Annotated in this window: 16 protein-coding genes; all 16 read right to left on the bottom strand. The window is 35.5% G+C overall.

Features of this window, described 5'->3' with window-relative positions; all coding sequences use genetic code 11:
• Window positions 1–12 precede the first annotated feature (12 nt).
• Window positions 13–1,131, bottom strand: a complete 1,119-nt coding sequence (gene alr, locus A5880_RS10985; RefSeq protein ID WP_086329084.1) for an alanine racemase — start codon at window positions 1,129–1,131, stop codon at window positions 13–15.
• Between the two features lie 187 nt (window positions 1,132–1,318).
• Complete coding sequence (gene acpS / locus A5880_RS10980; protein ID WP_086329083.1) at window positions 1,319–1,672, bottom strand: holo-ACP synthase; 354 nt, start codon at window positions 1,670–1,672, stop codon at window positions 1,319–1,321.
• 337 nt (window positions 1,673–2,009) lie between these two features.
• Entirely contained in the window at window positions 2,010–3,545 is a 1,536-nt protein-coding gene (cshA, locus tag A5880_RS10975) for a degradosome RNA helicase CshA (RefSeq protein ID WP_086329082.1), read from the bottom strand.
• Between the two features lie 333 nt (window positions 3,546–3,878).
• Window positions 3,879–5,246 carry a UDP-N-acetylmuramoyl-tripeptide--D-alanyl-D-alanine ligase gene (locus tag A5880_RS10970; RefSeq protein WP_086329081.1) on the bottom strand — a complete coding sequence of 456 codons (1,368 nt, stop codon included), beginning with the start codon at window positions 5,244–5,246 and terminating at the stop codon, window positions 3,879–3,881.
• 106 nt (window positions 5,247–5,352) lie between these two features.
• Window positions 5,353–6,429 carry a D-alanine--D-alanine ligase gene (locus A5880_RS10965; RefSeq protein WP_086329080.1) on the bottom strand — a complete coding sequence of 359 codons (1,077 nt, stop codon included), beginning with the start codon at window positions 6,427–6,429 and terminating at the stop codon, window positions 5,353–5,355.
• 442 nt (window positions 6,430–6,871) lie between these two features.
• A complete protein-coding gene (locus A5880_RS10960) occupies window positions 6,872–7,318 on the bottom strand; it encodes a YaiI/YqxD family protein (RefSeq protein ID WP_086329079.1) in 447 nt (148 codons plus the stop codon).
• Between the two features lie 26 nt (window positions 7,319–7,344).
• Window positions 7,345–8,355 carry a DNA topoisomerase subunit B gene (locus tag A5880_RS10955; RefSeq protein WP_086329078.1) on the bottom strand — a complete coding sequence of 337 codons (1,011 nt, stop codon included), beginning with the start codon at window positions 8,353–8,355 and terminating at the stop codon, window positions 7,345–7,347.
• A gap of 433 nt (window positions 8,356–8,788) precedes the next feature.
• Window positions 8,789–9,238 carry a hypothetical protein gene (locus tag A5880_RS10950; RefSeq protein WP_086329077.1) on the bottom strand — a complete coding sequence of 150 codons (450 nt, stop codon included), beginning with the start codon at window positions 9,236–9,238 and terminating at the stop codon, window positions 8,789–8,791.
• Window positions 9,239–9,273: 35 nt separating this feature from the next.
• Window positions 9,274–9,528, bottom strand: a complete 255-nt coding sequence (locus tag A5880_RS10945; RefSeq protein ID WP_218776199.1) for a hypothetical protein — start codon at window positions 9,526–9,528, stop codon at window positions 9,274–9,276.
• A 320-nt stretch (window positions 9,529–9,848) separates the two neighbouring features.
• Complete coding sequence (locus tag A5880_RS10940) at window positions 9,849–10,061, bottom strand: hypothetical protein (RefSeq protein WP_086329076.1); 213 nt, start codon at window positions 10,059–10,061, stop codon at window positions 9,849–9,851.
• Window positions 10,062–10,292: 231 nt separating this feature from the next.
• Window positions 10,293–10,568, bottom strand: a complete 276-nt coding sequence (locus A5880_RS10935; protein ID WP_336577136.1) for a hypothetical protein — start codon at window positions 10,566–10,568, stop codon at window positions 10,293–10,295.
• A 47-nt stretch (window positions 10,569–10,615) separates the two neighbouring features.
• Window positions 10,616–10,771: a hypothetical protein gene (locus A5880_RS10930; RefSeq protein ID WP_336577135.1), complete on the bottom strand. Its 156-nt coding sequence runs from the start codon at window positions 10,769–10,771 to the stop codon at window positions 10,616–10,618.
• Between the two features lie 295 nt (window positions 10,772–11,066).
• Complete coding sequence (locus tag A5880_RS10925) at window positions 11,067–11,441, bottom strand: hypothetical protein (RefSeq protein WP_086329073.1); 375 nt, start codon at window positions 11,439–11,441, stop codon at window positions 11,067–11,069.
• A 17-nt stretch (window positions 11,442–11,458) separates the two neighbouring features.
• Complete coding sequence (locus A5880_RS10920) at window positions 11,459–12,880, bottom strand: T7SS effector LXG polymorphic toxin (RefSeq protein WP_086329072.1); 1,422 nt, start codon at window positions 12,878–12,880, stop codon at window positions 11,459–11,461.
• Window positions 12,881–13,228: a DUF3958 family protein gene (locus A5880_RS10915; RefSeq protein ID WP_086329071.1), complete on the bottom strand. Its 348-nt coding sequence runs from the start codon at window positions 13,226–13,228 to the stop codon at window positions 12,881–12,883.
• A complete protein-coding gene (locus A5880_RS10910; protein WP_086329070.1) occupies window positions 13,225–13,527 on the bottom strand; it encodes a TIGR04197 family type VII secretion effector in 303 nt (100 codons plus the stop codon). The genes A5880_RS10915 and A5880_RS10910 overlap by 4 nt, the downstream gene beginning before the upstream one ends.
• Between the last annotated feature and the right edge of the window lie 149 nt (window positions 13,528–13,676).

Below are 13,676 nucleotides of genomic sequence, written 5' to 3'. Positions count from 1 at the left end.
GAACCTCCTCTTTTATTTATACTCTCTTGGCATACGTTGTGAGAAAGTACATGCTACTTCATAATGAATCGTCTCTAACTTATCTGCCACCATCTGCATCGAGATTTCTGTGCCCTGTTCCTGACCAATGAGTGTCACTTTTGTTCCTACAGCAGTTTCCTCTGGTAGACGAATCATACACTGATCCATACAAATTCTACCGACAATTTCACATTTTTTGCCATTCACTAATACTGAAAATCCTTGTAAATGACGCAACCAACCATCTGCATAACCGATGGGTACTGTACCAATCCATTCTGTTTCAGTTGTAGTATAAGTATTTCCATAGCCGATTCCTTCATTAGCAGGAAGTTCTTTTACCTGAATCAACTTAGACTCTAAACTTAAAGCTGGTTTTAATGGATATACTTCTGGCAAATGGTTCCCTGATGGATTCAGCCCATACATTGCTATACCGAATCGAATCATGTTTCCTATACTGTCAGGGTGCCAAAGTGCTGCAGCGCTATTGCTTACATGAACATATTTTGGTAGTTCAGCAAATTCTGCTACGACCTCTTTAAATCGACTGTTTTGTTTCTCAAAATAGCGATCATCTTTTTCATCCGCTGTGGAAAAGTGGGTAAACAGACCTTCCCAAATTAATCCCTCAGTTGATTGCACTAATGCAACTGCTTGCTTCGTAGCTATCGGAGTAGTAAAGCCAATTCGTCCCATACCTGTATCAACTTTTATATGTATTTTTAATGGTAATTCTGCTTTTATAACACTTAATTGCTTAATTGCTTTTTCTAACCATTCTTGAGTTGCGGCTGTTACTGATAAGTCATATTTAAGCAGCAAATCTATGTAAGAAACATCTACAACACTCAAAATCAAGATTGGTTCGACAATCCCAGCTTCACGTAGCTCTATCGCTTCATCTAACATAGCTACACAAAAACCTGTCGCTCCTGCCATACGAGCTGCTTTTGCCGTCTGAACTGCTCCGTGTCCGTAACCATTTGCTTTTACGACCGCAAATAGTTCCGTTCCTTGGGGCATTCGTTTTATTTCATTAGAAACGTTATCCATAATTGCCTGTGTGTCAATTACTAACTTCGTGGGACGATGCCATCCTACAGCCATATAATACAGATCCTTCTTTCTTTTAAGGCTCAGACAAAAATATGCTATTTTCTTCTTTATTTGTTACTACTTCATGGTTTGTTACTTTTAATTTTATTGATGAGTAATCCCATAGAGTTATAATAGTTATTTCTGTTTTGCCTGTTATTAGAATTTAATAGATAAAACACTTCTATTTCCTTCTATTTTAGTTAACTTCCAAGATGATTTGAGCCACTGCAAAAGTATCTGTATGAGAAATCGATACAAATACAGTACCATTGTGAGGTGATTTAGTCACTTTTGGTGCCCCAGTATCTTCCTTCAAAATTTCAACATCTTGTAACCCAAGACTACCAATCCCGGTTCCCCAGGCTTTAGAAAAAGCTTCTTTACAAGCGAAACGTCCAGCTAAAAACTCTACTTGTCGTTTATGTGGCAATTGTTCGAATAGAGAATACTCTTTATCTGTAAGTACTCTTTCTACAAAAGAAGACTTATTTAAAATAATTTTTTCAATTCTTGAAAGTTCTACCATATCTATACCAATTCCTTTGATCATTCTTCCAAGCCCTCTTTTTTTTATTTTATAAATTACTCTTATTCTATCAAATTTTAGCAATTTTTCCACATAATAATTGAAAAATTAATAAAAAGGAGGAGGAATTTGTTCCATCCCAATTCAAACATGCATAAAATGTGCCTTTTATGTCATTTAGGCTTAACTTTTTCTAAACGATTCCTTCATGAAATCGAAGACTACATAAAAAAGAAGCGTCTGAGAGACAACTCTTTGAGTATCTCCCTAGACTCTTCTTAAAATCCAGATATTCAGTAGACTTGAAACAACGCTTTTAATGAATGAATTGTTTCTTCCTTCTGTTATTTATCGCTAGTGATTAGTTTGAGTTGTCTCTAATAACGAAACTACGTTTTTTATCGTTATGACGTTTTGCTGAACGATTATCTTTATTTTTGTTATAGCCGCCGTTTCCAGAACCGCCGCTTTTATTATTTTTGTTTCCGCGGTAAGAGCCTCCGCCATTTTTATTACGGTTACGGTTGTTCCCACCACCGCCGCCTCGATTGTTTTTGTTAAAGCCTTTTTTAGTAGACGGTAACGGACGTTCTGGTGTGATTTTAACTGGAACAGCATCGGATGGATCTTTAGAGATTGTTTTTAATAAGAGAGCAGCTAAATCTTCAGCAGAGTATTTTTCCAAAAGACTTTCAGCAGATGGTAAGTAGTTTTCTAAGCCATTTTCTGCTAATTTTTCTTCAACTGTTTCGATTGCAGCACCTAATTGTCCTTTGAACGCTTCTTTTTCACTTGGTGGACGTAGTGGTGTCATACGTTTTTTCGTTAATTCTTCAATGACATGTAAATAACCCATTTCATTTGGTGTAACGAAAGTCACTGACATTCCACCTTTACCGGCACGACCAGTACGGCCAATACGGTGAACATAGCTTTCAGGATCTTGTGGGATATCGTAGTTATATACGTGGGTCACACCTGAAATATCTAAGCCACGTGCAGCGACGTCTGTTGCAACTAAAATGTCTAAGTTGCCATTTTTAAATGAACGTAATACGCTCATACGTTTTTGTTGTGATAAATCTCCGTGAATACCTTCAGCTTTATAGCCACGAGCTTCTAACCCACGAGCTAATTCGTCTACACGACGTTTCGTACGTCCAAAGACAATGGTTAATTCTGGTGTTTGAACATCTAATAAACGAGTCATGATATCGAATTTTTCGAAATCTTTCGAGCGCACGTAATATTGATCAATCAAATCAGCCGTCATTTCTTTTGCTTTGATTTTCACGTGTTCAGGGTCTTTCATGAATTTCACGCCGATATTTTTGATTGCTGGCGGCATTGTTGCTGAAAATAGTAATGTTTGACGTTTAGCTGGTATTTTAGAAATGATTTTTTCAATGTCTTCTAAAAAGCCCATATTTAACATTTCATCTGCTTCGTCTAAAACCAGTGTTTCAATTGTCTCTAATTTTAGTGTGCGACGGTTGATATGATCTAGTAAACGTCCTGGTGTACCTACAACGATATGTGGGTTTTCTTTTAGTCCACGAATTTGGCGACCAATATCTGCCCCACCATATACTGCTTGTACACGGATTTTTTTATCACGGCCTAAACGGTATAATTCTTCTTGTGTTTGAATCGCCAACTCACGAGTTGGTGCAATAACGATTCCTTGCAATACACGGTTTGATGTATCGATTTTTTGTAGCATAGGTAGCCCAAAAGCAGCTGTTTTACCAGTCCCTGTTTGTGCTTGTCCGATGACGTCTTTACCTTCTAATGCTAGAGGAATTGTTTCCTCTTGAATGGGTGTTGCTTCTTCAAATCCTGAACGCTCGATCGATGCCAATAATTCTGTTTCTAAGCCAAGTTCTTTAAATTTCAAATGATATCCTCCTAAATAATGTTTGTTGCAGAAGAAACGATTTCCTCTTAGTTGTGTTACAGGTGATTTGACTTTCACTAACGTTAAAAATGTTCATGGAATCTTCAGACCCTCAACATGGGTCTGTTTTATTTTCTAGTTAGTGTTACCGAAAAATCCACCTTATGAAGCTACAGGCACTAGAAAAGCCAAACGAGTTCGTTCAGCTTTTTTAATCTTTATATGATAGAAAAGTATCTTCAATAGGTACTTTTGTTATATCTACTTCGATCTTTCGGCAATTAGGTTATTTTAGCATAGTTTTATATTTTCAGCAAGTTTTATGAAAGCTTGCTACATTTCAAGTAGTTTAGTGACTACTTCATTTAAGCCCATCCCGTTACTCGCTTTTAAAACAACCATATCCTCTGGTTTAAGGATTGCTTGGAGCTCACTGATTAGTAATGATTTTTCTTCTTTGGCAAAATGATGAATTTGTGATTTTGGATAGTTCTCCTTTAATACTGTATACAATGCCGCCATTTCTTCTCCATAAAGAAAAACTTCTTCAACTTCTTTTGGATTTAGATGATTCTTCACTGATGCGTGCATTTTTGCAGAATCAGGTCCTAACTCAAGCATATCTCCTAAAACAGCTACCCGTTTACCTTTTGTAGGCATTTGGCTAAAACTATCTAAAACTAGATTCATAGCCGTCGGGTTTGCATTGTAGACGTCACTTAAAATTTCCACACCGTCATCTGTTTTCAGCCATTCCGTACGATTCTTCGTCAACTTAAAATCAGCTAAACCAATGCTTATTTGCTCTTTTGAAAGGCCAAGAAACTGACCAATACTAATAGCAATCAATGCATTGCCGACATTGTAATTGCCAGGAACAGGAATTGTAAATACCGTATCTGAGCCATTGATTTTAAATAAGGTTTGTTCTTTTTGGTTTTCAATAATCGTTGCTTGGCAATCGGCATGGTTCATACCAAATGTTTTGACCGTTTGGGTAAGCTTGGCAGTTAAAGGCGGCAATAGTGGCTCTTCTGCTGGAATCAACAATATTCCTTTATCAGCTAAGCCTGAAGTGATTTCCATCTTTGCTTTAGCAATTCCTTCTCTTGAGCCTAAATTTTCAATATGCGCTTCACCAATCATCGTGATTGCAGCAATTTGAGGTTGAGCAAGTTTTGATAAAAAGGCAATTTCACCCGCATGATCCATGCCCATTTCTAAGATCAATTTTTCTGTTTCATCCGGCATATGCAAAATCGTATAAGGCAAACCAATGTCATTATTATAGTTTCCTTGAGTCTTATAAGTCTTAAATTGTTGAGCTAATACTGATTCAGTCATGTCTTTTGTGGTCGTTTTGCCATTGCTTCCTGTAATTGCAATTACTGTTGGGGTCATTTTTTGTAAGTAATAGGACGCTAAAGTTTGCATAGCTGTCAAAGTATCTGTTACGTGTAGGGTGGGAAAATTATCTGGTGTTGCCGTAGACGAGCTCCAAAAAGCTGCACTCGCACCATTTTTCATTGCGCTTTCGATAAATGAATGGCCATCATTTTCTCCCTTTAGTGGAACAAACAGATTATTTTTTTGGATCAAACGACTATCAAATTCAATCCCAGTCAAATCAAAATCCGGCCATTTTTTCCAATTATTCGTGGCTTTCGTCGCTTCTGCTACTTCCCAAAAAGTTAATTTCATCGATTTTCTCCTTCTTAACCGTAGTATCAATTCTTGTTTTTCTAGCGCATCCAACATCATAAAAGGGCTGAGACAAAACGGATATCATTTTGTCTCCTCCCTTTTTTTATCTATCAAAAAAACTTTGTCTTTGTTTGAAACGATTTAATGCTAATTGGATCAATTCTTCAATTAAATCACTATATTTTAACCCCATATTTTCCCACAAGAGCGGATACATACTGAATTGAGTAAAACCAGGCATCGTGTTTAACTCATTTAAAAAGAGTTCATTCTTACTGGTTAAAAAGAAATCACATCGGCTCAATCCGCTACCGTCTAGTATCGTATAGGCTTTTTTAGCATATTCTTGGGCCTTTTGGTGGACTTCATCAGGTACTTCTGCTGGAATTTGCATGGTAATTTGGTTATCAATATATTTTGAGTTGTAGTCATAAAAATCTACATCTTTGACGATTTCACCAGGTTGAGTTGTACGGACATCTTCATTGCCTAAAATCGCCACTTCGATCTCACGAGCTTCAATTCCTTGTTCAACGATTGCTCTAGAATCATAACGATAGGCTTCTTCCAAAGCATTTTGTAATTCTTCACGATTTTCCGCTTTGCTGATCCCAACACTTGAACCCATGTTAGCTGGTTTGACAAAGACTGGATAAATCAACGAGCCTTCACACTGTTCAAAAACTTTTTTAGGGTTTTCTTTCCAATTGCTTTTCAAGACAGGAACGTAAGGTACTTGAGGAATACCTGCAGTTTGAAGCAGATATTTGGTCATGATTTTATCCATTGCATTCGCACTAGCTAATACCCCTGCTCCAACATAGGGCATACCGATCGTTTCTAAAAAGCCTTGGATTGTTCCATCTTCACCATTTGGTCCATGCAAGACAGGAAAAACAATCGTATCTTCTTCTTGAATATCACATGGCTGAATCACTTTCCCGGTAAATTCGCCCCATTTATCTATTTCACCATCATCAGACCACGTTAAGTTAAGGATATCCTTACTTTCAGGTTTTTCCGACAATAGTGGTCCTTTAACCCATTGTCCATCTTTACTAATAAAGACTAACTGCACTTGATAGTAGTTATAATAAATCGCATTTAAAACAGAATAGGCAGATAATATCGAAACATCGTGTTCTTCACTTCTCCCACCATATAGCAAAGTAATCTTCAAATGCTTTTCCTCCTAATTTTTAAAGCTAAATAGATTTGCCTAGCAGATACAGAATCAAAGAAAATATGGACGCAAGTATTTTACTGCAATCAAATTGAACTTTTTTCTGAGTAGCTAGTCTATAAAGCCAACTAATTTTTAAAGTAGAATGAGCTCATTTATATTTCTCAATCGAAATTAGCCCATGAAACTAAATCGTACAGCGGTATTCTTGTTATGTTCAACAAAGAAATTCAAAATAGCTCTTCCATATTTTAGCATAAAAGCGTTAGTCCGAATAGAAACAAATCGCCAATTTAAGGAAAAAGTTTTGTATCACTGTTCTATCAAAGCAGAATCTAATTTTTTAACCGCTAAATCTCAATAAAAATAAACGGTTTAAAACTACAAAAGAGTCTTAATCCGTTTTTTTTACTTTTGTATTCTATCTCCAAAAATTGTATTACATACTTTCTTCAATTAGCGAAATAAGTTTTTCCCTAAATTTTTCTCGATCAGCTTCAGTAAAGGGTTTCGGTCCTTTTGTGTGTCCACCGCTTTTTCGTACTTTTGCACTAAAATAACGTTGTTCCAACAAACCATCAATCGTTTCACTTGTGTACTCATACCCAAGTTGATGCAACACACGAACCCCTTTTGGCAACACCAACGAAGCTAAGCCGTAATCTTGCGTTATTAAAAAATCCCCCGTTTTGATTAGTTGAACGATTTTATAATCCGCAGCATCTGCTCCTTTATCAACATATACAAAAGAAACGTTGTTTGGATATTCTTTTAAAGAATAATGGTCAATGCTAGTAACGATCACAACCTCAAGGGAATACGATAAGGCAACATCAATCGTTGTCTCTTTTACTGGTGAGCCATCACCATCGATAAAAATAGTCATAATCAGTCCCTTTCAACTCTCTAAAGTTAATTTGAATACCAAGACGGATGGCGTTTCAAAAAGATTGAAACATCATCAAAAACGGCTTTTTTCACAATTTTATACAGCTCTGGATTTCTAATTTTCTTTTTAATAGCGCCTGTATACCTAGGGCGTTTGACTTTGATAGAAAGCACAATATCAAAACGCTCAGAAAAATTCTCTGTGGTTAAATACTTTAAGCGATTGGTCTCTTCTAAAAATTGATTAATGGCGTCTACTGTCCCTTGTACAAAGCCATCTAAATGTGTTCCGCCATCTGCCGGCAAGTGCCCGTTCACAAAGCTATCTTTGATACTAGTAGAACCATTTTTAGAAATTACCGCTTGAATAGTCACGCCCTCACTGATCGTATTGATTACTAATGGTTGACCAATGCGAGTAATACTATCATCTTTTTGTAGAATATATTCCACAAGCCCTTGCTCATAATGAAAATAATTTTTCTGCTTGTTTCCATCTGTCAACGAAATAGTCAATCCGCTGTTTAACATCGCTAGTTCCTGACAACGATTAAATAAAATAAAATAAGATAATGGCTGTTGACCAAATAAAGTCTGGTCAGGTGTAAATGCTAACTCGATACGCTGCCCTTCATCTTCTGAGGGAATAAAAGCTTTTTTATTCAATTGCCCGTCTTGATAAATTTGAATAATTCGTTTGCCTTGTTTCTCCACACCAAAACCTAACTGTTCTGATAATGCATTCACTACTGACAAAAAAAGATACGGTGGAGTGTACTGATCTTCTTGTTGTTTATCTAAATACAATCCTTTTTTACTAAAGAAAGAAAAAATAAATTGTTTCTCTGAAAGTTCAATTGAAAGTTCGGTCTGTTTTATGTCAACGGCTAACTGTAACAAGTGATCAAGTACTTGCAAGACCATGCTTTCCAATCCAGTTGGACCAATCGCCCCAATGTACATACTTGGTCGTTTTCGAATACTATCTTTCAAAACATCATCATCTAGCGCTTTCCAAATATTTTCATCGGTCATGTTGATCTCCTCCTATTTAAACAGACTTTTTTCTCTATTATAAAAATAACGAATAATGTCATTTGTGTTCTTTCCTAAGCATAACAATTTATCTCACTTACGTAAATGGTTTAGCCTAAATCCCTGCATTTGTTTTCTCTTTTATTATAGTGAAAAAAAGAGGAGAACGAAAGTATGTTTGTATTGAAAGTTGGTTGATTTACAAAAGTTCGGCAAAATGGTCGAAAAAAACGGTATTAGTGATTCCTTACGCACTAATACCTTACACAGTAACTTTATATTATCACCTGAATTTATTGCACATTTTAAAAGACTAGAAAAGTCCGTTGATGCTTTGTATAATATATACAGTTAGATTTTTGATAGCTAGTAGCAACTTGAATAGTGAGTTTAGACCTTACTAGTCAAGGATTAGGATTTGTCATTTTATTGATTATTCTGGATCTTGCTCTGTTGTTTTTTTCATGTAGTCATGATAGGGATCTTCTATATTATCCCCAACATCTTCAATAGCATCCCTTATTTCTTCAAGTATTTCTGAAGATATATTTGTAGTATCTTTAATAGATTCTTTCATTTTATTGTAAGTCTTTTTTAACCCTAAATTTATTAGTAATGATGTAATTATATCTACATCATCATAATTTTCTGTATTCCATAAACTGCATAAAACATTATCTAGTTCACTTCTTAGAGGTTCTTTTAAATTTTCGTAAGTATCTCCTTGTCTCATCATCAATTCGTCTAAAATATCAAAAAATTCTTTCTTAGTTAATTTTTTGTTTTTAAAGTCCGCAATAGCTTGCTCAAATAATAAATATAATTTATCTGCAGACTGCCATGGTAGTTCAGAATAATCTTCTTTTTTCATAACTTTTTCCATTCTATTACCTCCCTTGAATTGGAACATGAACTTCATTAGTTTTGCTTTTTTGTCCATAATCCGTCAATAGTCACTTGTTTATTTCCTATCTTAATTTGAGCAGTCCATCTTGAACCTGATGCCGAATCTGGAAATTTGGCTGCTGCAATTGGGTCAGGTTCATGCCATCTAACAATAGCTTTCGGACTGTCAGATAATTGGAATTCATGTTTCGCACCATTTTTCATTGTTTCTGTAGTCTTAAAAGTGTTTGGAGTACCTTCTGGAATCATATTTTGTAAATCTTTCAAGCTTATTGCTCCGTTGTCTAAAAGATTTTCAACTAATATTCTAGTTTGGTCTCTATTTAAAGTTTCTACAGAATGTTTTCCAATCTCTGTTCCAGCCTCACGAGCTTTCTCGGTGCTGAAGACTGACTCCCAATAAGTACAGAAAAAGAAACGATAGAGTTAAATCGTTCCTTTTTCGATATTGAATTTTTGTACAATAAATACAGTTAGCTTTTTGTTAGCTATTGGCAACTTGATTAGTGAGTGCATCCTTACTATTCAAGGCTTTATCACTTGATTACCAGTCTCGTGATAAAGTGCCTTTTTTCTATGAATAATCTTTATTTACTAAAATCTTTCTTAATATCTTCTAAACCTTTCATTAGAGCATCTTGTATAACATCAACAGTCGTTTGATACTTAGAATCTTTAGACTTAACGATGTTGACAAACTCTTTTAGCATACCATCTATCATAATTGTAACACCTTCAACTTTTTCTCCGGTTTGCTCATTTTCAAATTCTTCTGTCATTATTGAAATAGTTTTTTTCATTTTAAAACATTCCTTCCTAACTAATCATTAAATAAATTGTCACCAGCATGACTAAGCCAATATTTTTTCGAACTCGGGAATTCATTTTCAAAATCCTTATATTTAGAATCCCAAAATTCAGGAGCATAGTCTTCATATGAAGATGGTTCCGAGTAATTTGAATACAACATTTTTTTGTCAAAATCTACATACAAACTAGGTCTATAATCATATTTCCAGCTATCATCTACATTACAATAAAGGTTCTCTTAATTCTTCAACAGTTGCTATATTTTCTTTTATTAAGTTAAGAACAGCCAAAGCATTAGAAGTATCTAAAACCAAGTTATTTTTTCTACTTTCATCAATATAGTCAGTATTAATACTATATCCTTTATTTTTAAATGCTTCAATACGTTTCTGATAATCTAAGAACCAAATTTCTTTATCAGAAACATACCATAACAAATTTCCTTCTAAAACAACTGCTACAATTATATTTTCCGTATAGTCTGGCATCAAATTCATTATTTCCCACCTTTTATTACTTTAACACTAATAGCATGTTCTTCAATTCATTCAGACCACAGTGGAGGAAACTCAACGCTTACTCCTGGAGTAGTTGGGTCAGTTAGTTTTGGTGCAGTTCCTCCTTGATTTGCTGGATTAGTTTTTGAACCAGCTTGAGGAATCATATTTTCTTGTACAAAGTCATCAAACCACTTTGGCACCTCAATCTCTATCAAGTCTGCACCTGGTCTATTGTTTTCAATAAAATGTTTCGCATGTTCTCCACTATCAATACTTATATTTAAATCTCTGTCTTTTTTGTTGATAAAAATATTTCCATCTACATCTACAACAATTCTATCTTGACTAGATTTAGTCCCTTGTCCACCTTGAGCCCTACGATAAGTAACTGTTTCTTCTGCTACATCAAGTCCACTGGCTTTCTTTGGGCGGAGAACCTATCTTTTTTATGTAGGTAAAACATTGCTACAACAACATTTTACCATCTTTCCTTAATTACTCCATTTCTCTCTCTTCGTATTCCAGTGCATCTTTTTTATTCTTCAGTAAAAAAATAAAATCTTCAAGTGAAAATTCTATTCGAGTAGAGTCCTTGTCCACTCCGTGTTCTTCACTAATTGAGTCAATTATCATAACTTCATGATTGGAGCTAGAAATCAAATATTGATTTCCTTCTATAAATAAACCTGAATACCTTTCACCATCATACATAATATCTTGGAACTTACTCTTTTTTTCTTGATTACTACTTTTTACAAAATCAATTGTTTCTTCTATATTGTCTGAATCTATTTCAGATAATAGAAAATCTTTAATTTTAACCACTTGTTGTATGTTGTATTTAGACATGATACTGTCTATATTATTCATTTTAATTTCCGCCTTCTTTATGGTGCAGGAACTGGGTATACAGTCCACACATTATTTAATTCGTCATATACAATTTTAATATGAGTCTCACCTTTTGTTCCGACAACTTTTCCCGTATCTATTATTGCAGAATGAGATTTTTGTCCTTGACTTCCTATACCATTATCGTCAATTTTTTTGACTTTACCATTTTTTAATGCATCTTGAACTATTAAATTAGCTTCTTCTGGCGTATCTACATCAAACTTTCTTGCACGTTTTGCTGTAGAATTACGTAAATGCTTGTTTTTCACTACAAAATCTTTAATATTAATATTCTTCAGAAAATCAAGTCCACTGGCTTTCTTACGCTTTAAATTCCCCTTACTCTTATTCTTATCTAGCGTATAATTCTTTCCACCTTTACTCCCTTTTAAAACAGTCTGCTTCGGTGTTTCTCCTGCTTTGGCCACAAATCCATTTTTACCATAATACGCACCTACTGCTAATACGGCGATTGCACTTGCTACAGCCGACCAACGTTGGGCTTTTTCTAAAGCCGTTAATGGTTTGCCCGTCTTTTGATTGATCCCTGTTCGTAATTCTTCTGCCATTGTTTTAAAATAATCATCAGCGAAGTTTTCTTCTGGTTTCATCAGGATTGCTAAGTAGTCTTTGTACGTTTGATTAAATTGAAAATCGGCTTGCGTTACTTTTGTGGGATCTTTTACCCACATCCATTCGTAGGCTCCTGTTGCTAGTTGAACCCGACAATATTGCCGTCCCTTCATCCCTTTAGCAAATTCCTCTGAGCGTTTGTTTTCAAGCTGTTTTGCTCGGTCTTCCCATCGGTCATTTATCGAGGTTGCCCAGGTCATATCTAATTTTCCTAAATCAAATGTTCCTGTCGCCCCATTCCAAGCTTTACAGCCAGTTACTTGGGCTATGCCACGAGCTAATTCTTGTTCACAAGATTGGTATTCTGAAAAGAAGTTTGCAGAAGAGCTATTATAGTTTCTCAGTTTCTCCAAGAGTTCTTTTCTTTTAGCGATACAATCGCAGGCGTTACGATGCCGACGTTCTAAACTTGGTCGTAAGTCTTTCGATGCTTCTATCTGGTGCTCTAACTGCTGCTTCAATTGTTCAAGGCGGTTAAGCTGACTCTGAATTTGGTCTTCATCTGTATCTGTACTTGAAACAGAACTTTGGTATTCACTGATTAATCGCTTGTGTCCTCTTGCCATCGCCTCTCCTGTCATAATAACAGAACGACAGATTGGTGTATAGACTACACTAAAATAACGCTTGGCCGAGTTATAGGCTTGACCAGATAAGGGGGCAAGTAAGAATTGTGCAATGCTTTTTTCCAGCGAAGCAATTGCTTGGCTGGCTTCTTGGTTCATTCGTGAAGCGGCATTTGCTTGTGCTTGTATTTCACCAACATAAAATTTCAACCCCATTTATTCCTTCTCCTTTTCTTTCTCCCGTAGAGCATTTCGGTGCTTTTGATAGGTTTCTTCTTCCGCTTCCAGCAATTGTTTTTTTGTTTTCATTAATGCGGCTTCTTGTTCTGCTAAAATGTGCTGGGCTTTTCTCCCTTGTTCTAAGCTATCAAGTTCTCTATCTTGAAAAAAAGTGCGTTCTTCTGGTGGGGATGTGGCAATTATTTCTGAATACAGCCGTTGTTCTTCTTGATTTAGATAGAAAATTGCTTCTTGTTGTTCCTCAATTGAACGCAGTTCTGATTTTACTAAATCTTGTTCTGTTTGAATGGTTCTGAGTGTTTCTTGGTAATTTGCTTCTGTCATTTGAACCACCTGTCCATTGGTGAAGCGTTCAGTTGAAATTGTTTGGCCGCGTTTAAATCAATTTCTGAAAAATCTTTTGCGACAGAGTGGATATTTTTACCGGCTGAAACAATGCTGGTTGCGAGTTGTTTTAGATCTTTTTCAAATGTCGTTACGGTTTCTTTCGCTATCTCATTACCAGAGACATTGGTTCTAGTAGCAATATTCGTTGCTCTTTTTACATTATTTAAAGCATTAGCGGATTGACTAAAAGATGTGGAGACATTTCCAGCGACAGACAGACTGCTCTTTACGCCCATAGTGTTTCTCCTCTCGTTATTATATTTTTATTCTATAAAAGTATAACAAATCAAACACTTAGAGACAATTGTATTTTTCACATTAAGTTTATTTTATAAAAATATACTTTCTTTATTCACTAGAATCTAGCAAAAATAAAGCATAAAGC

Origin of the sequence: Enterococcus sp. 4G2_DIV0659 (assembly GCF_002140715.2) — a bacterium.
In the GTDB taxonomy this organism is placed as follows: domain Bacteria; phylum Bacillota; class Bacilli; order Lactobacillales; family Enterococcaceae; genus Enterococcus_L; species Enterococcus_L mansonii.
This window is presented reverse-complemented; position numbering and strand designations above follow the sequence as displayed.

What these genes read in the sequence shown, in the direction of transcription:
- alr (WP_086329084.1), bottom strand. Translation starts at nt 1,131, where the DNA reads ATGGCTGTAGGATGGCATCGTCCCACGAAGTTAGTAATTGACACACAG.
- acpS (WP_086329083.1), bottom strand. Translation starts at nt 1,672, where the DNA reads ATGATCAAAGGAATTGGTATAGATATGGTAGAACTTTCAAGAATTGAA.
- A5880_RS10970 (WP_086329081.1), bottom strand. Translation starts at nt 5,246, where the DNA reads ATGAAATTAACTTTTTGGGAAGTAGCAGAAGCGACGAAAGCCACGAAT.
- A5880_RS10960 (WP_086329079.1), bottom strand. Translation starts at nt 7,318, where the DNA reads ATGACTATTTTTATCGATGGTGATGGCTCACCAGTAAAAGAGACAACG.
- A5880_RS10955 (WP_086329078.1), bottom strand. Translation starts at nt 8,355, where the DNA reads ATGACCGATGAAAATATTTGGAAAGCGCTAGATGATGATGTTTTGAAA.
- A5880_RS10950 (WP_086329077.1), bottom strand. Translation starts at nt 9,238, where the DNA reads ATGGAAAAAGTTATGAAAAAAGAAGATTATTCTGAACTACCATGGCAG.
- A5880_RS10940 (WP_086329076.1), bottom strand. Translation starts at nt 10,061, where the DNA reads ATGAAAAAAACTATTTCAATAATGACAGAAGAATTTGAAAATGAGCAA.
- A5880_RS10935 (WP_336577136.1), bottom strand. Translation starts at nt 10,568, where the DNA reads ATGAATTTGATGCCAGACTATACGGAAAATATAATTGTAGCAGTTGTT.
- A5880_RS10925 (WP_086329073.1), bottom strand. Translation starts at nt 11,441, where the DNA reads ATGAATAATATAGACAGTATCATGTCTAAATACAACATACAACAAGTG.
- A5880_RS10920 (WP_086329072.1), bottom strand. Translation starts at nt 12,880, where the DNA reads ATGGGGTTGAAATTTTATGTTGGTGAAATACAAGCACAAGCAAATGCC.
- A5880_RS10915 (WP_086329071.1), bottom strand. Translation starts at nt 13,228, where the DNA reads ATGACAGAAGCAAATTACCAAGAAACACTCAGAACCATTCAAACAGAA.
- A5880_RS10910 (WP_086329070.1), bottom strand. Translation starts at nt 13,527, where the DNA reads ATGGGCGTAAAGAGCAGTCTGTCTGTCGCTGGAAATGTCTCCACATCT.